Raw genomic sequence first — 18,462 nt, forward strand, 5'->3', positions numbered from 1 at the left:
CTATGAATCGGCGAATCGTGCTCTTTGTGGGCCGCCTGGGCTTCGGCTGTCTGTCGCTGGTGGCGATCAGCACGCAGTTGGTGATCCATATCCAGGATGGCTTTAATGTGGTGAATTTCTTCAGCTATTTCACCAATCTGTCCAATATTTTTGGTGCCCTGGTGCTGCTCGTTGCGGCGTTCTACCTCATCACAGGCCGGAAGAGCACGCCAGCCGGTGACATGGTACGGGGCTGTGCCGTGGTGTGTATGGCGCTGGTGGGCATCGTGTTCACGGCTCTGCTGCGGGAGGTTGATCTGGGCTCACTCCTGCCCTGGATCAATACGGTGCTGCACTATGTGATGCCGATCGTGGTGGTGCTCGACTGGCTGATCCAGCCGCCAGCCCGGCCGCTGGATCTGAAGAAGCTCTGGATCTGGACTCTTCCGCCCATCGTCTATCTGGCGTATTCGCTGATCCGCGGCGCCATCCTGAACTGGTACGCCTACCCGTTCCTCAACCCGGCCCTCTCCGGCGGCTACGGCATGGTCGCAGTGACCTGCGTGGGGATCACCGTGGTCTTCCTGGTGGTGAGTCTGCTGCTGGCTGTGGTCACCAACAAGTTGCGCCCCTGGGCCCCCGCTACATAGTCCGTGCCTCCCTCCCAACGGTCGTGACGCTCGCGTGGTGTCGACTCCGTCGGGAGCGGCGGAGAGGGGAGGGTGTCAGCAGCTTCCGGTGGTCTCGAACTGACCGATCAGGTCCACCTTGGCGGCGGAGGCGCTGCTCTCGTCGAAGTGGTACCCGAGCCATTCGCGGACCAGCCGACGTGCCAGCTCGATGCCGACCACCCGCTGACCCATGGTCAGAACCTGTGCGTTGTTGCTGAGCACGCCCCGTTCCACCGAGAAGCTGTCATGTGCGGTCACGGCCCGGATGCCCGGAACCTTGTTGGCGGCGATGGCGACGCCCAGGCCGGTGCCGCAGATCAGCAATGCACGGTCCGCCTCGCCGCGGGCCACGATCTCAGCCGCGGCGATGGCCACCGAGGGGTACGGCGTCTGGGATACGGCGTCCACCCCCACATCCTGCACGGAGGCCACCAGCCCACTGGCCTCCAGATCCGCCTTCAGGATCTCCTTGTAGTCAAAACCTGCATCATCTGAGCCGATGACGATGCTCCATGCTTTAGCCATGATGGCCTCCTTGGTCCTGTTAGTTCTGTTATTTCTGGATACATTCCTGTGTGAAACCGCCCAGCGCGCGTTCCACCTCGAATGACTGATCGAAAACGGGCTTGAGCGCCCCGTAAATGGTCCGATAGACGGAGAATCGTTGGGCGTAGGCCTCCATCTGCGCGTCCCTCGGGACGAAGACCTGCTCCGTGTGCGCCATCGCCGCCGCGGCAGCCTCCACCCCGCCGGGAACCAACCCGCAGTAAGCAGCAGCAAGAATCCCGGCGCCGAGGGCGGTGGCCTCCGTGGTGGTGGATACCCGCAGCGGCCGCCCGGTGACATCGGCAAGGATTTGCAACCACCGTCCGGAGGCGGCCCCACCGCCCATCACCACCACATCCGTGATGGGATCGGAGGCAGATTCCAGTTGCTCCAGCAGCAGCTGGGTTTCGAAGGCCAGCCCCTCCAGCACAGAACGGTAGAAATCCACCCAGTCGTGGCTCTCATTCACGCCCACAAAGGCGCCGCGGGACTTGTCATCCCAGTACGGCGTGGCCGAGCCGCTCAGGTACGGCAGGAAATACAGCCCACTGCCGTGGCAGGTCTCCAGCGCGGTGTCATACACATCGACGTCGCCCTCCACCGCGACCTGAGGGAAGGCTTTGCGGAACCAGGAGACGGACAGCGCCCCGGTGGCGATGAACGCCTCCGTTGTCACGCCGTGCCCGAGCGGGCTGGCCAGCACACGCCATCCCCGGGACACCGCCACGGAATCGGCGTAGCAGCCCAGGGTGATCGAGGTGCCCAGGCTGAGGTAGGCCTTTCCACTGCGCACGACGCCGGCCCCCAGACCTGCGCACTGGCCGTCGCCTCCGCCAGCCACCACCGGCAGCCCGGTGGGAAGGCCGGTCAGGCGGCTGGCGTCATCGTGCACGGTACCGATCAGTTGCCCCGGGGCCACAAGCCGGGGCAACTGATTGCGACTCACGCCCACCAGCGCCAGCAACTCCTCCGACCAGTCGCCGGTGCGGACATCCATCAGCCCCATCGGGTCTGCGGAGGCGGTGCTGGTGGCGAACTCGCCGGTCAGCCGGTAGGACAGGCAGGCGTGGACCTCGGCGATATGCGCCGTGGCGGCCATGACCTCCGGCTCGTACCGTGCCAGCCAGGCCAGCTTGTAAAAGCTGGGAGTGGTGGACGGCGGCTTCCCGGAGAGCTCGTGGACCCGCGGTGTACCCAGGCGACGGACTTCATCGCCAGAACGGGCATCCAGCCAGAGGATGGCCGGCCGTAGCGGCCGGTACTCGGCATCCAGACAGACAAAGCTCTCCCGCTGGTGCGTGATGCCGAGCGCCACCGGGGTGTGGCCCTGAGCCGCCAGCGTCTCGGTGACTTCCCGGATCGCTGCAGCGGTGGAGGCCCACCACTGAAGCGCGTCCTGCTCGTGCCAGGTGGCCTGGGGGGAGTCCCGGTCGATCGTTCTCCTGCCAATGGCCAGAACGTTGCCCTGAGCATCGAAGGCCACCGCCTTACTGCCTGTGGTGGAGGCGTCCACAGCAATGACTGCGTCCACGAAACACTCCTTTGTGTTGTAGTGCGAAAGGGATCAGTAGGTGAGCGCCCCGGTCAGAGCCGTAAGAGGGTCGGCCTCCGCGTAGAGCACCGCCGTGATCGCCGTGAGCAGCGGAAGGGTTTCCGCGCCCAGGCCGAGTTGACGGATCAGGCCCTGGGACAGCCTGCACGCATCCAGACCTTCCACGGTGAGCCCGGCCGCAGCCATGGCCTCCCGTGCTTCCGGGACGCTCTCTCCGGCACCCAGCCGGGAACCGAAGACCTTGTTGCGGCCGGAGAGCCCGGTCACTTCCAGGTCACCGACGCCGGCAAGGCCGTAAGCTGTCGCCTCCCGGCCGCCCATGGCCACCGAGAGGACTGACATCTCGCGGACCGCCTGTGCGAAGAAGGCGGACTTGAGATTGTGCCAGGGCTCGCCGGTGCGCTCGTGGAGTCCATCCGCAAAACCGAGCGCGATGGCGTAGACGTTCTTCAGGGGTGCGGCGATCTCCAGCCCGGTCTCGTCGTCAGAGCGCTGAATCCGATAGTCCGCGGTGGCCAGCAGGGCGGCTGCCTGGTCCAGGGCGGCGGCATCGTCCGAGGCGTACAGCGTCGCGGTGAACCGTCCCGCGGCCACCTCGTTGGCCTTGCAGGGTCCCCCGATGGACACCAGGGTCCGGCCCGGTTCGCCCAGCGCCTCCCGTGCAGCCTCGGGCATGAGCCCGATGCTGCCGTCGGGGCGGGTGTGGAAACCCTTGCTGGTGAGCATGAGCAGCTTCCCACCCCCGGGTGAGGAATCGAGGGACGAGGAAGCGAGGGACGGCGCTGCCAGCCGGGCGACGTCGTACACCCCCACCGAGGCGACCGAGATGATCACCGCATCTGCGCCATCGAGCGCTTCCGCCAGGGCTGCCGAGCGATAAAGCTTCAGGCCTTCGGGGGCGGGGACGTTTGTCCCGGGATGCGGCAGCCCGGCCTCGAGTGCATCGATCCGGAAATCATCCAGATGGGTTCCCCAGAGCCTGGTCTCGTGTCCGTTGGCGCGCAGGGGAGTGGCCAGGGCGGAGCCCATGGCGCCGGCGCCGAGAATGGTGACAGTGCTCATCACGGCACCAACGCATATTTGCTGCCACGGCCGGCGGCCATGTCTTCGAGGCTGTCCACCAGAGCCTCCAGAGGCCGGGTTTCGCTGATCAGGGACATTCCGTCCACCTTTCCGGAGGCCAGCAGATCCACTGCGGTCTTCACGTATTTGGGGGCGTGATGGAACACGCCCTTGAGGGTGTATTCCTGGTAATGCATGGCGGAGGAGTCCACGGAGAAGGGAGCGCCCTTCGGAGTTCCACCGAACAGCACGGCGGTGCCGCCGGGGCGAAGCGCGCGGACGGCCTGCTCCCAGACCACGGGCAGGCCCACGGCTTCGATGCTGACATCGGCACCGCGTCCACCGGGGGTGAGTTCACGGATGGCGGCATCGACCTGCGCGGCGTCCAATCCGCTGATATCCACGCTTTGCTCGGCGCCGGCCAGAAGGGCCTCGCTCAGACGGAAGGCCGACTGATCCACGCTGATCACATGAGCGCCACGGAGGGTGGCGAGGCGGACGAACATGAGGCCGATCGGACCCGCGCCGTGAACGACCACGGTGTCACCGAGTCCGATGCCGCTCTCATCCATCCCGTGCACCACGGTGGCGAGGGGCTCCAGCGGCGCAGCGGCCTCGAAAGCCAGCGTGTCCGGGATGCGGTAGGTGTTCCGCTCCACGAGGGCTCGGGGGATGACGATCTCCTCGGCAAAGGCGCCGTTGAGGAACTGAAGGTTCTCGCAGAGGCTCTCCCGGTTGATGGTGCAGGCCCAGCAGTGGCCACACGGGGCCGTGTTGGCGGCCACGACGCGCATGCCGACCTCGAACTCCGTGACGCCTTCGCCCACCTCTGAGACGATGCCGGCGAACTCGTGCCCGAAGCGGGCCGGGAGCACGGGGAAGAGCTTGGGGTGCCCGCGTCGGTAGGACTTCAGGTCGGTGCCACAGGTGGCGGCAGCCTTGACCGTGACCGCGATTTCACCGGGACCCGGCGCAACGCGGTCGACTTCTTCGATGGCCAAATGGCCCGGCCCGCGGAATATGGCGGCTCTCATGATGCCTCTCTAGGACTCAGCCGCTGCGTGGAGTTACTCTTGCAGCGGCGCGACGATAACGTGTTCCGCAGAATCTTCGAGCTGGGTCAGATGCCGGGCGCTGATCCCGGAGTCCACGATCACCACATCGAATTCGTCCAGTCCGGCCTGCCGGTGCATGGCCCGTCGGGTGAACTTCGAGTGGTCGATCAGGAGCGCCGAGCGTTCAGCCTGTTGCATCATGGCCCGCTTGGTCAGAAGTGGTCCCTGGTTGGGCTGGTAGACCGAGTCGTGCCATACCGATGCCACGGAGACGAAGGCGACGTCCATCCGTACGGATTTGACCGCCTCAATCGCCATGGCGCCGTTGAAGGACTGATATTCCGGTTCGAAGATGCCCCCGATGGCGATCAGCCGGAGCCCGTCGATCGCCACCACATGGTCCACCGCTCGATGGAAGTTTGTCACCACGGTCAGTCCGGAACCAGGCTCCAGGCCGTCCACTACTGCCAGACCGGTGGTGCTGTCATCGATGCCGATGACAGACGCTCCGCCGGTCGATTCAAGCCATTCCAGTGCCGCTGCGGCGATGGCGCGTTTCTCGTCGATCATGTGATGTTCACGGAACGCAACGTTACGTTCGATCTCTTCGAGCGGTGTCGCCTTGGCGCCTGAGCGGACTTTGGAGAGCAATCCTCGGTCATGAAGATCATCAAGGTCACGATGAATGGTCATCGGCGTAACCCCGAAGTGCCCTGCGAGTTCGTCGATCCGGACGAACCCGCGTTCCAGGACAAGATCTGCAATCTCCGACCGGCGTGTGGCGCCGGTAGAGTACTTGGCCACTTCTGCCCCCTTTGGTTCTGAGGTGACTCCACCATAACATCAAGAAATGTTAAAAGTCACCTGTTGACATGTGATTTGCTCTCAAATATCGTGTTTATAACGTTATTGGAGGGCTTTCGGCCCAACTGTGGACGCAGTTGTCGCAGTTGATGTTGATGCAGTCAGCGTTGGTGAGCCCGGCTGCACCTGCGCCCCTCTTAACCATCATCTTCCCTGATCCGGCGTCCGGATCACCGGGTTCAACGCTCGTTATCCCTGCCCCCTGTGAGAAAGGTCCTTCCGGATGAATGCCCACTTCACCACGGATTTTGCATCCCTGAGTCCTCTGGAGCAATGCGTCCAGGTGTCCCGAGCCCTGGGTGCGGACCCATCACTCGTGCTCCACGGCGGCGGCAACACCTCGGTGAAGGACACGGTGACGGATGTGACCGGGCAGCTGGTCGACGTCGTGCACGTCAAGGGCAGCGGCTGGGATCTGGCCACCATCGAGACCGCCGGTTTCGCGCCGCTGCGGCGTGGGCGTCTGCTGGAACTGTCCACGCTGGACAGCTTGGATGACACCACCATGGTCAACGAGCTGCGCCAGGCCTCGCTGAGCGCGGCCGCCCCCACCGCCTCGATCGAGGCCATTCTGCACGCGCTGATCCCCTTCCGTACCGTGCTGCACACCCATGCGGATGCCATTGTGGCGCTGGGCGATCAGCCGGATGCCCACGCTGCCGTGCGGGCCGCGCTGGGGGAGAACCTTCTGGTGATCGACTACGTCAAACCGGGCTTCGACCTGGCGCGGACGGTGGCGCGCAGCTGGGAGTCCGTGGCGGATCCGGGGTCGCTGGCGGGCATCGTCCTGCTCAAGCACGGCCTCTTCACCTTCTCCGATGACGCCCAGGAGGCCTACACCAGGCACCTGGAGCTGGTGGAGAAAGCGCGCGATGCCGTGCAGGCAGCCGCGCCCGAAACGACTGGAGTGCCCGAAACGACCCCGGACACGGCGCCCGACGCCACCCCGGTAGCTGACCCGCTGGCTCATGCCACGCTCCGCGCCGCCGTGAGCCGGGCCGCCGCCCGGCCCATGATCCTTCAGCGCCGCAACAGCGAAGCGGTCCGTGCCCTGCGGAACCACCCCGGATATCCCGGCATCGCGCTCCGTGGCACCATCACACCCGAGCACGTGATCCGGACCAAGCGCCTGCCCAGCGTGGACGGGGACATTGAGGCGTATACGGCAGAGTACCTGGACTATGTGCGCCGTAACGAGGAGGCGCTCGGGGAGACGGTCATCCCACTGGACCCGGCCCCGCGGGTCATTCTGGCCTCTGACGCCGGACTGGCCTCCGATGCTGGACTGGTTACGGCCGGGGAAACGGTGAAAGCGGCCAGCATTGCTGCAGACATCTACGAACACACCGCAGAGGTGATTCTCTGGGCCGAGGCCGGCAGTGGCTACCAGCCGATCGACGAGGCTGAGGCCTTCTCCATCGAATACTGGGAGCTCGAGCAGGCGAAACTCCGCAAGGCCTCCAGCGAACCGCCCTTCACCGGTGAGGTGGCCCTGGTCACCGGCGCTGCCTCCGGCATCGGCAAGGCCTGCGCCCTGCAGCTGATGGAGCTCGGTGCCGCCGTGATCGCGCTGGACCGCTCGCCCGCCGTCCGGGAGGTCTCCAGCGACCCCCGATGGCTCGGAGTGGTCTGTGACGTCACCGACCCGCAGAGCGTGGTCCAGGCGGTGGAGGAAGGTGTGCTCCACTTCGGTGGTCTGGACCTTCTGGTACCCGCGGCCGGCGTGTTTGCGGCGAGCGCGCCGATCACCGGCCTGGACCGGGGCGCCTGGGATGTGAGCATGGCGGTGAACGTGGATGGCCTGTTCACCCTGTTCCAGACCGCTCATCGCTTCCTGGCACTCGCTCCCCGCGGTGGCCGTGTGGTGCTGATCGCTTCGAAAAACGTGCCCGCACCAGGTCCCGGAGCGGCCGCCTACTCGGCCTCCAAGGCAGCGGCGACGCAGCTGGCCCGGGTCGCGGCACTGGAATGGGCACCGGACTCGATCACCGTGAATATGGTCAATCCCGATGCCGTCTTCGACACGGGCCTCTGGACGCCGGAGTTGTTGGCAGAACGTGCCGCGAAGTATGGCCTGAGCATCGACGACTACAAGCGTCGCAACCTGCTGCGCACGGAGGTGACCAGCCGTCAGGTGGCTGCCGTGGTATCCGATCTGTGCCGTGCCCAGTATTCAGCCACTACCGGGGCTCAGATCCCGGTGGATGGCGGCAGCGACCGGATCGTCTGAGCCTCGGTGTGGTCCGCCTCAGCCCGGTGCGGACCACACCGATCAGACGATGGTGAAACCGCCGTCGATCATCACATTTTCGCCGGTGATCATGGCTGCCGCATCGGTGCACAGGAACGCAATGAGCGCGGCCACCTCTTCCGAGGTGGCGAAGCGGCCCACCGGGATGGCGCTCCGGGCCTGCTCGCCCCGCTCTCCGGCCCAGACCTCGCGGCCCAGCGGCGTTTCCACGATGGTGGGTGAGACCGCATTGACCGTCACACCCCGGCGCGCCCACTCCATCGCCAGGACCCGGGTGAAGCCCAGAATCCCGGCCTTGCTGGCGCTGTAGGCCGCGTGCTGTTCCAGACCGACCACGGCGGCCTGGGAGGCGATGCTGACAATCCGCCCGTAGCCGGCCTCCAGCATGGCCCGGCCGGCTGCCTGCGCCATGTAGAAGCTCCCGGACAGGTTGACGTCGAGGGTCAGCTGCCAACGGGAGGCCGGGACGTCCGTCGCCGGGTCGATGAGCCCGATGCCGGCCGAGTTCACCAGGATCTGCGGCGTTCCGACCTCCTCCACCACCCGGGAGACGACCTCGCCGGCAGCCTGGGGATCGGTCAGATCCCTGGCCAGTCCCAGGTGGCCGGTGCCCGGGAGCACCGCCATCCGGGCCGGTACCTCCTGATTCAGGTCCACGCCCACCACGGTGGCTCCGCGCTCCGCGAAGTACTGTGCCACCGAGGCGCCGATTCCGCTGGCGGCGCCGGTGACGATGGCGACCTTCCCGTTCAGGTCAACGTCCATGTTCTTTTCCTTTCTTCTTAAGCCTGTTAAACCTGTGGGCGTCTTAAACCAACAGTCTTAAACCAACGGGGCGGTGGCACTCGTACCACCGCCCCGCGACTTCACCCTGCGCGAGCCTCAGGGCTCCACGGTCACCAGTACTTTGACCTGTTCAGGATCGTCCGATGCCTGGAAGGCCAGGGCGGCATCGGCGAGGCTGAACGTCCCGGTGACCAGTTCCTCGAAGGGGAAGGGCTTGGTGCTCAGTAGCTCGATCGAGGCCAGAACATCGCTGCGCACAAACATGAGGTTCCCCAGGATCTGCAGTTCCCGGTCCTGGACCAGGTCCAGATCGACGACCGTCCGCCCGGCAGGAACACCAATGGTCATCAGGCTGCCGCCTTTGCTGAGCACCTCAATGGCCAGGTGCACGGTCGACTCGCGGGAGACACAGTCGAACACCACATGTGCGTCGCCGCCGAGAGCGGCGCGGGCCTGCTGCGCTGCGTCATCGGCCGTGGGGTCGAAGGCACCGCACGCACCGAGACGTACCGCGCGCTCCCGCTTGGACTCCAACAGATCGGCGACGACGACGCGCTCCGCACCGGCGTGCAGCGCGGCGATCATCGTGAACAGGCCGATCGGTCCGGCCCCGATCACCACGACGCGCCTGCCCCGGAGGTCACCGGCTCGCCGGACGGCGTGCATCGGCGTCGAGAAGGGCTCGATCAGCGCCGCCCACTGGTCCTCCAGATCGTCCGGCAACGGCACCACACGGTCCGCGGCGATCGTGAAGACGTCCGCCATGCCGCCGGGGGTCTGGCAGCCGAAGACTTCCAGGGTGGAACAGATGTTGTATCTGCCCTCCTGACACTGTTCACAGTGGCCGCAGGGGAGATTGGGTTCCACAACGATGCGCTGGCCCAGCAGAGAGGAATCCACCTCCGGTCCCACCGCCTCGATCACGCCCACCACTTCGTGGCCCGGCCGGAACGGCAGGCTCATGAACGGGTGCCGACCATGAGCGGCATGCATATCCGAACCGCAGATGCCCACCACGGTGCTGCGGACCAGCACCTCTCCTTCGCCCGCCACGGGGCGCTCCACCTGCTCGATGACGACGTCGTCGGCCGCATTGACCACCACCCGCCGCACTGTTTCCGTTGACATCTCAGACCGCCGTGTATCCGCCATCGGCTACCAGGACCGAGCCGGTGATGAAGGAGGCACCGTCGCCGGCCAGGAACACAACCGAGGGTGCGATCTCCTCCGGCAGAGCGAAGCGCTGCAACGGGGCGTCCTCGATCCAGTAGCGCTGGAACTCCGGCCGGTCCACGGGCGCCATCTCCGTTTTGACGTAGCCGGGCGCGACGGCGTTGACCCGGATGTTGTACGGTGCCCATTCCACAGCCAGTGACTTGGTGAGGTGGTGCACAGCCGCCTTGGAGGCGTTGTAGGCGGGCTGCCACTGCGGCCGGTTGACGATCAGCGCGGACATGCTGCCGATGTTCACGATGGAACCGGAGCCGTTCTCCCGCATATGAGCGCCGACGGCGATGCTCGCCTTCCAGAGTGCCCGCACGTTGAGGTCAAAGACATTGGCCCATTCGTCATCGGTAACCTCGAAGGAGGGCCGGTGGTAGCAGGTGCCCGCGTTGTTGACCAGGATGTCGATGCGGCCCAGGCCATCGATGGCCTCCAGGGTCATCCGCTCCACCTGGGCGTCATCGGTGATGTCCGCCGTGATCGCCACGAAGTCGTAACCGGCCTCCTGGGCCTCGGCGAGCACACTGGCGTTGCGTTCGGCGCTGCGGCCCGCGATGGCCACACGGGCTCCCGCTTCCGCCAGACCAAAGGCGAAGGCCTTACCGAGGCCCTGATTGCCACCGGTGACGAGGGCCGTCTTGCCGGCCAGGGAAAAGATGGACATGGGGTTCCTGTCAGTTCGAGGGGTAAACAATGGATTTGAGCGAATCAGGGTCAAGGTCGCTGTCCAGCGCCTCCGCCACCTGATCGAGGCCGAATTTCCCGGTCACCAGGGAATCGAGGTCCACGGCACCGGAGGCCACCAGATGGATGGCGGCCGGCCAGGTATCGGTGTACCGGAAGATCCCGGTCACCGAGATTTCGTAGTTCTGGATGTGCTCAACGGGCAGGGACATCTCCGAGTTGCCTAGGCCCACCAGGACGGCGTAGCCGCCCGGACGGACCGCCTTGATCCCGGAGAACACGGCTCGCGGGGCACCGCTGGCGTCGATGAACGCGTTGACGTCCAGCCCGGCCGTGGCGACGTCGGTGACCGAGGGGTCGATGACGGCGGTGGCACCATAGCTCAGCGCCCGCTGGCGGCGTTCCTCCACCAGATCCGTCACGATGATCTCCGCGGCACCGAAAGCCCTGGCCGCCTGGGCACAGATGATGCCGATCGGGCCGGCACCGGCGATCAGCACGCTGGATCCCGGCACCACATGGGCCTTGCGCATGGTGGCGATGGCCACGGAGAGCGGCTCCAGGAGCGCCGCGGCCTCATCCGAAACGTTGTCCGGGATGGCGTGGGCGAAGGCGTCCTGGATCAGGACGTACTCGGCGAAGGCCCCGTCGATCGGCGGGGTGGCGTAGAACTCCATGTTCGGGCACAGGTTATAGGCACCGCCCCGGCATTCGCGGCACTTCCCGCAGGGGCGCTGGGGCTCGACGGCGACGCGCTGTCCCGCCCGGGAGGGATCGACGTCCGCGCCTACCGCAGCGATCCGCCCGGAGAGCTCGTGACCGAGGACGAGAGGGCCATCCACCACGAAGTCGCCGATCCGGCCATGACGATAATAGTGAACGTCGGAGCCGCACACACCTACCGCGCTGACCCGGATCAGGACCTCTCCGGCTCCGGGTACCGGAACCTCGCGGTCCTCGATCTCCAGGCTTTTCACACCGGTCAGGACGCTGGTGCGCATGGTCGGTGCAATGGTGTTGGTTGTCATTGTGGTTTCCTTTCTCGTTGTAGGTGGTGGCGTTGGGCCCGGAAAAGAGACCGTCCTGCCACTATCAGACTGACTTCTGCAGCAAGCGCCTGGTGGGCGATCCGCTCGGTGACCCCGCCGTCCACCGCTACCGGGAGGTGTTCTCGCCAGCAGGGGACGCGCTCCAGCAGGGACGGATCCGCCTGTCCCACTGTTCCTGGCGGAATGAGCATGATCAGCGCGCCGTCCACGTACTGCGGGGGCACGTCGTCGTCGCCCGGAGCAACTTCTCTCCAGAGCTGCCCACCCGACTTCCGGTAACTGCTGATCGCATCGGTGAGTGAAGGGAGCCCGGTCAGGACCTCGGGCACCACGATCAGCGCCGCACCGGATCGGTGCGCAGCCTCGATGCACTCCCTCGCTGCGTCCTGAATATGGGCATCAGGGGTGCCAGGGGGAGGGATGAGGTGGACATCGATAACGGCGGAAGGGCATTCCTGGCGAATGATCTGCACAGACTCCGGCGTCACGCCGCGATGTTCGCCGGATGCGCTCAGAATGAAATCCGCGTGAATACGGTGTCCCTGAGCGTCCAGCAGGCGCGCAGCCTCGAGGCGATGCGCAGGCGGCACGGCGAACAGGCTGCCCGCCAGCCGCCCCTTCGGCACCGAGGTGCTCCAGGGAGCCAGCGTCACGCCATCGCCCGCTCCGCTCTGCTCTGCGGACATCAGGCTCGCCGGTCCAGCGAGGTGGTGCTGGCCAGGGCAAGATAACGCTCATAGGGCTCTCGAACGCTGCGGCCGCGCGGCTCTGCCGCGCAACTCGTGGCAGGCGACCAGGCATCCCTGACCTCCACCACCCTGCGCCCGGCGGCCACCGCGGCAGCCTGCACCGCCGCACCCCTGGCCGTGGCCTCGCCTTCGCCAGGAAGCAGAACCGGCCGGTCCACCGTATCGGCCAGAAACTGAGTGTAAGCCGCCGAGCGCGCGCCCCCGCCCACCGCGAGGACCCGCCCGGAGCGGACGTCCACACCCAGACGCTCCAGATTTTCCTGGCCGCGGTACAGGCCGAAGATGACCCCTTCATAAGCCGAGCGCGCCAGCTCTTCCCGGCTGGTCGCCGTCGTGAGTCCGGTGATGGTCCCGGTGGCCTCCGGGCGGTCCGGGCTGCGCTCGCCGTCCAGGAATGCGGCCAGAATGGGGCCGTGACCATCCGAAGCGGTCAGGGCCAGCCGGGACAGCTCCGCATGGTCGACGCCGAGCAGCCGGGTGAAGGTGTCCGTGACCTTGCTGGCATTCATGGTGCAGACCAGGGGCATGAAGCCGTCCGTCATATCTGCCACACCGTTGACGAACCCTTCGGCGTCGTAGACCGCCTCCGGATGGACGGTCGAGACCACACCGGAGGTGCCAAAGGAATAGACGATGTCACCCGGCTGGACGCCCAGGCCCAGCGCGGCTGCATGCTGGTCACCGCCGCCAGCGCCCACCAGAACGGTCCCGGACAGGCCCAGTTCCCGGACGACCTCCGGCAGGACCTCGCCGGCCACCGCCTCCGGCCCGAGCACCTCGGGCAGTAGGTTCGCCCAGTCACGCGGGGCGATGAGATCGAGAAATTCGGGGAGGTACCGGTTGGCCCGGGCATCGTAGTAGCCGGTGCCGGAGGCTTCGGAGCGGTCCGTGACATAGCGTCCGGTGAGTCGGAAGGTCAGATAGTCGTGCGGCAGGAGAATCTGCTCCAGCCGGGCGAAGTTGCCGGGCTCGTGCTCGGCCAGCCAGGCCAGTTTGGCGATGGTGAAGGCCGGCGTCGGCAGGGATCCCACGGCGTTGAGGAAGGCGAGGTCCCCGATCCGTTGCCGCAGACGTGCCAGCTCCGCCGCCGTCGTCGTGTCATTCCAGAGCTTGGCCAGGCGGATCACCTGTCCGTCGGCGTCCAGCGGGACCATGCCGTGGCACTGACCGGCCACCGAAATGGCCACCACCCTCCCACCGTGGACCTCGGGCTGAGCCAGAGCGGTGCGGAACGCCATCGTGAATGCTTCCCACCAGGCCTGAGGGTCCTGTTCGCTGTTCGGCGGGAAGGTCTGAGGATGTGGTGCAGAGCCGGAGGCGAGGAGCTGACCGTCCTGGGCGTCACGCAACTGGACCTTGCAGGACTGGGTGGACGAATCCACGCCGGCCACCAGTCGGCGGCTCATGCGCCACCGCCGGAAAAATCGACGGAAGAGCCGCCGGAAAAATCGAGCCGCTCGGGCAGCTCCGTCTGTTGACCCACGATGCCGCCAGGGTGAACGTCCACGACTTCCTCCCAGCTGTGCCCGCGCACGGCCATCAGCACATAGGCCAATGCGTCTCCCCAGGCGCCCGCCACGAGAGTCGAGCCCATCGCGATCAGGCCGCCGGCATCGGCATCGGCGGGTTCGGTCCGGACGGTCACCACATCTTCTGCGGCCTGGGCGAAGGAGGATTCCGGGCGTTCGGTGATCGCGAAAACCCGCACCTGACGCTCCCGCAGCCTGCTGACCAGCTCCACCAGCTCCGCGGACTCACCGCCTTTGGAGAGCGCGATGACGAGGTCCTCCGGGGTGATCGACCCCATGCCGCCGTGCAGGGCGTCCAGGCAGGGAAGGTAGAACGCCGGTGTCCCGGTGACGGCCAGGAGGTGGGCCAGGCGCTCGGCCATGATGCCTGAGGTACCGGTCCCGGTGGTGATGACCTTGCCGTGAAGGCACAGGATGGCCGTGACGGCCCGGGCAAAGCTCCCATCGAGCTGTTCGGGGAGGTTCGTCAGGGCCTGCGCCTCGCGGCGGATGAACTCCCGGGCGGCGGACAGAAGCTCGTCGCTACTCACGGGCGGGTATGGCGTGCTGGCCATCGTTGGGTTCCTTCAATTCCTTCCAGACGGCGGGTCCGGGGCCACAGTGACCCCAGACCCGCCATGGATGAGTAGTGCTGGGTGGACTACTTGGTCTGGCCCGGGAGACCCTCGTAGGCGAGGTTGCCGGTCTTGAGGTTGTCGGCGGTCATGGCGGTCAGGTTCTTCAGCAGCGTGGCCTTGTCCGTGACCACGTTCTTCAGAACGGCGTCCACATTGTCCTTGGTGACGGCGGGCATGATGTAGGTGCCCTCCTTCTTGACAGTTTCACCGCGTGCGATGGCGGCGGCGGTGGCCAGGCCGGCGGACAGCTCGATGGTGCCGTGCTGCAGCGAGGTGCCGATGAAGTCACCGCTCTTGACGGCGTTCAGTCCGTCTTCGATGCCGTCGATGCCGACCACTGGAACGGATTTGCCGGCTTCGCGGAGTGCCTGCACGGCGCCCAGACCCATATCGTCGTTCTCGGAGATGACGCCGTCGATCTTGTCGCCAAAAGCGGAGATCCAGTTCTTCATCTTGTTCACGGCCTCTTCACGGGACCAGTTGGCCGTGTCCTTGGCCAGGACCTTGACGTTGGGGTTCTTCGCCAGCACCAGATCGATGCCCTTGCCACGGTTGATTTCAGCGGAACCGCCCAGTGGCCCCTGAAGAACCACCACATTGCCCTTGTTGCCGAGCTTCTTCATCATCATCTCGGCTTCCTGGGAGCCTGCCGCGACGTCATCGGGCTGAACGCTGCCGGCAACCTCCTTGTTGTTCAGCGAGGCGTTGACGTCCAGCAGCGGAATGTTGGCTGCCTTTGCGGCCGAGACCTGCGGCTGCAGCGAGTCCTGCTGCACCGGGACGACGATGATCGCGTCCACCTTGGCGTTGATGTACTGATCCACCTGACTGGCCTGGGTGGAGACATCATTATTGGCCGAGTTCCAGAGCAGCTCGATGTTGTTGTCCTTGGCGTACTGCTCCATGCCTTCTTTGCCGGCCGTGATGAAGGACGACATGTTGTAGACGGTGACGCCGATCTTCAGGTGCTTCGGCCCACCGGCGCTGTTGTTCTGCTGCGCGCTGGGATCGCCTGCGCCACAGGCGCTGAGGCCCAGGGCGACGGCCCCGATGACGAGGGCCGCAACGCTGCGGCGCGAGATGTTGGTCAGTTTCATGAACTCTCCTTGGTTCAACGTGGTGTATTGCAGGAAAAGGTAAAAATGTGAGAATGCCGGGCAGCGGCTCAGGTCCTGCGCTTGCTGGCCCAGACGTCCACGGCGACGGCGGCCACGATCAGCACGCCCTTGATGACGTTCTGCCAGTAGGCGGGAACGGTGAGGATATCCAGGCCGTTGTTGAGGGTCTGGATCAGCAGCAGGCCCAGTGCGGTGCCCCAGATCGTGCCTCGGCCACCCATCAGGCTCGCGCCGCCGATGACGACTGCGGCGATGGCGTCGAGTTCGTAGCCCTGGCCCAGCGAAGGTGAGCCGCTGATCACGCGGGAGGCCAGCATGATGCCGGAGAGCCCGGCGAGGGCACCGCTGATGGCATAGACGCTGAACAGAACACGACCCGTTTTGATGCCGGCAATCTCAGAGGCAAGCCGGTTGCCGCCAATCGCATAGATCCGCAGGCCATAGGTGGTGCGGCGCATCATCAGACCGAAGACGATGATGCCGACGATCATCAGTAGTACCGGGATGGTCAGGCCGAGGATCTGCGTGTTGGCGATCAGCCCGAAGGACTTGGGCAAGCCGTTGATCGGGGCACCATTGCCCACAACGTATGCCAGACCGGAGGCCAGGGTCAGCATGCCAAGGGTGGCGATGAACGGCGGGACGTTGATCAGCGAGATGATGGCGCCATTGATGGCCCCGGCGAGCAGGCCGACCAGGACGGCGACCACGACGGCCATCCAGATCTGATCGGGATTGGCCTTGGCGTAGAGCGCAGCGGACATCGCACTGAGCGCGATGACGCTGCCCACTGAAAGATCAATGCCGCCGGTGAGGATCACGAGCGTCTGGCCCAGGGCGATCAGGGCGAACGGAGCGGCCGCGATCAGGATGGTGACGACGTTTTCCACCGTGCCGAAGCGGGCGCTGCGGTAGAGGAAGAACGCGATGAGGACGAGGAGGACGAGCACCATCGCGTAGCGGATGGCGAGGTTGGAGAGCCACGCCTTTCCGAAGCGGGATGGCGCCGGGGCTGCCGTTGCAGTGGTCATGGTTGTAGGGTTCCTTCGCTTATCAGGAGGCCAGGCCGCTGGCCAGACGGAAAATGCGGTCCTGCACATCGGCATCGTCAAGGTCGTCTCGGGTGAGTTCGCCGACCATTTCACCGCCACGCATGACCATGGCCCGGTGGGCCAGACTGAGCACTTCGGGCATATCGCTGGAGGCCATCAGTACAGCCATTCCCTGCGCTGCCAGGTCCACGATGATCTGGTAGATCTCGCTCCGGGCGCCGACGTCGACGCCGCGGGTCGGTTCGTCCAGCAGCAGAATGTCCACCGGGCCGGTCAGCCAGCGAGCCAGGACGACCTTCTGCTGATTGCCACCGGAGAGGGTTTCCATGCTCTGCCCCAGGCCACGACTGCGCAGGTGCACAGAGTCGGTGGCCTCGCGGACCGCGGACCGCCGGGCGCCCTGCTTCAGGATTCCCGCGGTGGCGAAGTCCGAGAGCCGGGGCAGGCTGCCGTTGTCCAACACGTTCATGGAGAGCACCGCGCCGGCGCCCTTGCGGTCTTCCGGCACGATGGCGATCTTGTTGGCGATGGCGGAAGCCGGAGAGTTGGGGCGGACCGTTTTGCCGCCGACCCGGATGGTGCCGCCATGATGCTTACGGACGCCGAAGATCGACTCCAGGAGCTCGGAACGGCCCGCGCCCACCAGGCCGGCCAGCCCGAGGACTTCACCCTTGCGGATGGTGAAGGAGACCGGCCCGTTGGCTCCGGCCACCTGGAGGCCTTCGACTTCCAGAATCACGTCGTCGCCGGGCACATTCCGGTCCGGGAACAGGTCCTCGAGCTCGCGGCCGATCATCGCGGTGACGATGTCGTCATCGCTGAGCTTGGACAACGGCTCATCGAGCACCAGGCCGCCATCGCGCAGGACCACCACGCGGTCCGCGACCTCGCGGATCTCTTCCATCTTGTGGGTCGTGAAGAGCAGTGCCACACCGCGGTCCCGCAGGGCCCGCATGACCTCGATCAGATGGGCGACTTCCTGCTCGGCGATGGCGCTGGAGGGCTCATCGAGCAGAATGACCCGGGCGCCAGTGTTGGTGGCCTTGATGATCTCGATGATCTGGCGTACGCCGACCGGGAGAGTGCCCATCCGGGCGGTCGGTGAGACTTTGAGGCGGAATTCCTCCAGGCTCTGGCGGGCCTGATCGATCATGGCCTTGCGGTCCAGACCGAATATTCCGCGGATTTCGCGTCCGATGAAGATGTTCTCGTAGACGGTCAGGTCCGGCATGGAGGCGAGTTCCTGCGGAACGATGCTCACTCCCAGTCGGTAGGCCGCCTGGGCATTGCCCGAGGGGAGATCCTGGCCGCGAACCAGAACGTGGCCACTGTCGGGACGGTACTGTCCCGAGGCGATTTTCATGAGGGTGGACTTACCTGCCCCATTTTCGCCGGCCAGGGCGGTGATGGTCCCCGGCTGGAGGTGGAGTGAGACTCCCTTCAGCACCGGTACGCCACCGAACGACTTCTTGATATCGAAGCATTCGAGAGTTGCGGGTCTGTTGGGTTCGCGTTCCGCACCCATCTCCTGATCCGAGCTCGTCTTTGCGCTGGTCATTTCCATTCTTTCCGCCACGGGCGCCCTCGCCCGTGTCTGCTGTAGTCCTGACTGTAAGAAACGTCACTCCATTTGTGCAACACTGGCGCTCATTTGAGCGACACATAGATGTATGA

17 protein-coding genes are annotated in these 18,462 nt (G+C 65.7%); 2 read left to right on the forward strand and 15 right to left on the reverse strand.

Going from position 1 to position 18,462, the window contains the following annotated elements; all coding sequences use genetic code 11:
- Nucleotides 1-2 precede the first annotated feature (2 nt).
- Complete coding sequence (locus tag QQM37_RS11410; RefSeq protein ID WP_285727575.1) at nucleotides 3-629, forward strand: Pr6Pr family membrane protein; 627 nt, start codon at nucleotides 3-5, stop codon at nucleotides 627-629.
- Nucleotides 630-704: 75 nt separating this feature from the next.
- On the opposite strand, the gene QQM37_RS11415 is transcribed toward QQM37_RS11410, so the two are convergent.
- From QQM37_RS11415 to QQM37_RS11435, 5 genes are read right to left on the reverse strand one after another with little or no spacing between them, the layout of a single operon-like run.
- Nucleotides 705-1,175, reverse strand: a complete 471-nt coding sequence (locus QQM37_RS11415; RefSeq protein ID WP_285727577.1) for a ribose-5-phosphate isomerase — start codon at nucleotides 1,173-1,175, stop codon at nucleotides 705-707.
- Nucleotides 1,176-1,203: 28 nt separating this feature from the next.
- Complete coding sequence (locus QQM37_RS11420; protein ID WP_285727579.1) at nucleotides 1,204-2,727, reverse strand: xylulokinase; 1,524 nt, start codon at nucleotides 2,725-2,727, stop codon at nucleotides 1,204-1,206.
- Nucleotides 2,728-2,760: 33 nt separating this feature from the next.
- Entirely contained in the window at nucleotides 2,761-3,810 is a 1,050-nt protein-coding gene (locus QQM37_RS11425) for an NAD(P)H-dependent glycerol-3-phosphate dehydrogenase (protein ID WP_285727581.1), read from the reverse strand.
- Nucleotides 3,810-4,844, reverse strand: coding sequence for a zinc-dependent alcohol dehydrogenase (locus QQM37_RS11430; protein ID WP_285727583.1), 1,035 nt, complete (start codon nucleotides 4,842-4,844; stop codon nucleotides 3,810-3,812). The genes QQM37_RS11425 and QQM37_RS11430 overlap by 1 nt, the downstream gene beginning before the upstream one ends.
- A gap of 33 nt (nucleotides 4,845-4,877) precedes the next feature.
- Complete coding sequence (locus tag QQM37_RS11435) at nucleotides 4,878-5,669, reverse strand: DeoR/GlpR family DNA-binding transcription regulator (RefSeq protein WP_285727585.1); 792 nt, start codon at nucleotides 5,667-5,669, stop codon at nucleotides 4,878-4,880.
- Nucleotides 5,670-5,952: 283 nt separating this feature from the next.
- On the opposite strand from QQM37_RS11435, the gene QQM37_RS11440 reads away from it, so the two are divergent.
- Nucleotides 5,953-7,959 (forward strand): bifunctional aldolase/short-chain dehydrogenase, encoded by a 2,007-nt coding sequence (locus QQM37_RS11440; protein WP_285727587.1) that lies wholly within the window; start codon nucleotides 5,953-5,955, stop codon nucleotides 7,957-7,959.
- Between the two features lie 42 nt (nucleotides 7,960-8,001).
- On the opposite strand, the gene QQM37_RS11445 is transcribed toward QQM37_RS11440, so the two are convergent.
- The 10 genes from QQM37_RS11445 to QQM37_RS11490 form a co-directional block, all read right to left on the reverse strand.
- A complete protein-coding gene (locus tag QQM37_RS11445; RefSeq protein ID WP_285727589.1) occupies nucleotides 8,002-8,745 on the reverse strand; it encodes a GolD/DthD family dehydrogenase in 744 nt (247 codons plus the stop codon).
- 117 nt (nucleotides 8,746-8,862) lie between these two features.
- The gene (locus QQM37_RS11450) at nucleotides 8,863-9,894 is read right to left on the reverse strand and encodes a zinc-dependent alcohol dehydrogenase (protein ID WP_285727591.1); all 1,032 of its coding nucleotides are present in this window, start codon (nucleotides 9,892-9,894) and stop codon (nucleotides 8,863-8,865) included.
- A 1-nt stretch (nucleotide 9,895) separates the two neighbouring features.
- Entirely contained in the window at nucleotides 9,896-10,654 is a 759-nt protein-coding gene (locus QQM37_RS11455; protein WP_285727593.1) for an SDR family NAD(P)-dependent oxidoreductase, read from the reverse strand.
- Nucleotides 10,655-10,664: 10 nt separating this feature from the next.
- Complete coding sequence (locus QQM37_RS11460) at nucleotides 10,665-11,702, reverse strand: NAD(P)-dependent alcohol dehydrogenase (protein ID WP_285727595.1); 1,038 nt, start codon at nucleotides 11,700-11,702, stop codon at nucleotides 10,665-10,667.
- Nucleotides 11,699-12,409, reverse strand: coding sequence for a beta/alpha barrel domain-containing protein (locus QQM37_RS11465; RefSeq protein ID WP_285727597.1), 711 nt, complete (start codon nucleotides 12,407-12,409; stop codon nucleotides 11,699-11,701). The genes QQM37_RS11460 and QQM37_RS11465 overlap by 4 nt, the downstream gene beginning before the upstream one ends.
- Nucleotides 12,409-13,878: a xylulokinase gene (gene xylB, locus QQM37_RS11470; RefSeq protein WP_285727598.1), complete on the reverse strand. Its 1,470-nt coding sequence runs from the start codon at nucleotides 13,876-13,878 to the stop codon at nucleotides 12,409-12,411. The genes QQM37_RS11465 and xylB overlap by 1 nt, the downstream gene beginning before the upstream one ends.
- Nucleotides 13,875-14,555: a KpsF/GutQ family sugar-phosphate isomerase gene (locus tag QQM37_RS11475; protein ID WP_285727600.1), complete on the reverse strand. Its 681-nt coding sequence runs from the start codon at nucleotides 14,553-14,555 to the stop codon at nucleotides 13,875-13,877. The genes xylB and QQM37_RS11475 overlap by 4 nt, the downstream gene beginning before the upstream one ends.
- Before the next feature lie 86 nt (nucleotides 14,556-14,641).
- Nucleotides 14,642-15,715: a substrate-binding domain-containing protein gene (locus QQM37_RS11480; protein WP_285727603.1), complete on the reverse strand. Its 1,074-nt coding sequence runs from the start codon at nucleotides 15,713-15,715 to the stop codon at nucleotides 14,642-14,644.
- 68 nt (nucleotides 15,716-15,783) lie between these two features.
- Nucleotides 15,784-16,767, reverse strand: a complete 984-nt coding sequence (locus QQM37_RS11485) for an ABC transporter permease (RefSeq protein WP_285727604.1) — start codon at nucleotides 16,765-16,767, stop codon at nucleotides 15,784-15,786.
- A 22-nt stretch (nucleotides 16,768-16,789) separates the two neighbouring features.
- Nucleotides 16,790-18,346, reverse strand: coding sequence for a sugar ABC transporter ATP-binding protein (locus QQM37_RS11490; protein ID WP_285727606.1), 1,557 nt, complete (start codon nucleotides 18,344-18,346; stop codon nucleotides 16,790-16,792).
- Between the last annotated feature and the right edge of the window lie 116 nt (nucleotides 18,347-18,462).

The sequence above is a fragment of the Psychromicrobium xiongbiense genome (genome assembly GCF_030271165.1).
Lineage (GTDB): Bacteria > Actinomycetota > Actinomycetes > Actinomycetales > Micrococcaceae > Renibacterium > Renibacterium xiongbiense.

Bases quoted from the DNA above. Each gene is read 5' to 3' on its own strand.
- QQM37_RS11410 (WP_285727575.1), top strand. From the start codon at position 3: ATGAATCGGCGAATCGTGCTCTTTGTGGGCCGCCTGGGCTTCGGCTGT.
- QQM37_RS11415 (WP_285727577.1), bottom strand. From the start codon at position 1,175: ATGGCTAAAGCATGGAGCATCGTCATCGGCTCAGATGATGCAGGTTTT.
- QQM37_RS11455 (WP_285727593.1), bottom strand. From the start codon at position 10,654: ATGTCCATCTTTTCCCTGGCCGGCAAGACGGCCCTCGTCACCGGTGGC.
- QQM37_RS11465 (WP_285727597.1), bottom strand. From the start codon at position 12,409: ATGTCCGCAGAGCAGAGCGGAGCGGGCGATGGCGTGACGCTGGCTCCC.
- QQM37_RS11490 (WP_285727606.1), bottom strand. From the start codon at position 18,346: ATGACCAGCGCAAAGACGAGCTCGGATCAGGAGATGGGTGCGGAACGC.
- QQM37_RS11425 (WP_285727581.1), bottom strand. From the start codon at position 3,810: ATGAGCACTGTCACCATTCTCGGCGCCGGCGCCATGGGCTCCGCCCTG.
- QQM37_RS11485 (WP_285727604.1), bottom strand. From the start codon at position 16,767: ATGACCACTGCAACGGCAGCCCCGGCGCCATCCCGCTTCGGAAAGGCG.
- xylB (WP_285727598.1), bottom strand. From the start codon at position 13,878: ATGAGCCGCCGACTGGTGGCCGGCGTGGATTCGTCCACCCAGTCCTGC.
- QQM37_RS11440 (WP_285727587.1), top strand. From the start codon at position 5,953: ATGAATGCCCACTTCACCACGGATTTTGCATCCCTGAGTCCTCTGGAG.
- QQM37_RS11475 (WP_285727600.1), bottom strand. From the start codon at position 14,555: ATGGCCAGCACGCCATACCCGCCCGTGAGTAGCGACGAGCTTCTGTCC.
- QQM37_RS11430 (WP_285727583.1), bottom strand. From the start codon at position 4,844: ATGAGAGCCGCCATATTCCGCGGGCCGGGCCATTTGGCCATCGAAGAA.
- QQM37_RS11450 (WP_285727591.1), bottom strand. From the start codon at position 9,894: ATGTCAACGGAAACAGTGCGGCGGGTGGTGGTCAATGCGGCCGACGAC.
- QQM37_RS11460 (WP_285727595.1), bottom strand. From the start codon at position 11,702: ATGACAACCAACACCATTGCACCGACCATGCGCACCAGCGTCCTGACC.
- QQM37_RS11445 (WP_285727589.1), bottom strand. From the start codon at position 8,745: ATGGACGTTGACCTGAACGGGAAGGTCGCCATCGTCACCGGCGCCGCC.
- QQM37_RS11480 (WP_285727603.1), bottom strand. From the start codon at position 15,715: ATGAAACTGACCAACATCTCGCGCCGCAGCGTTGCGGCCCTCGTCATC.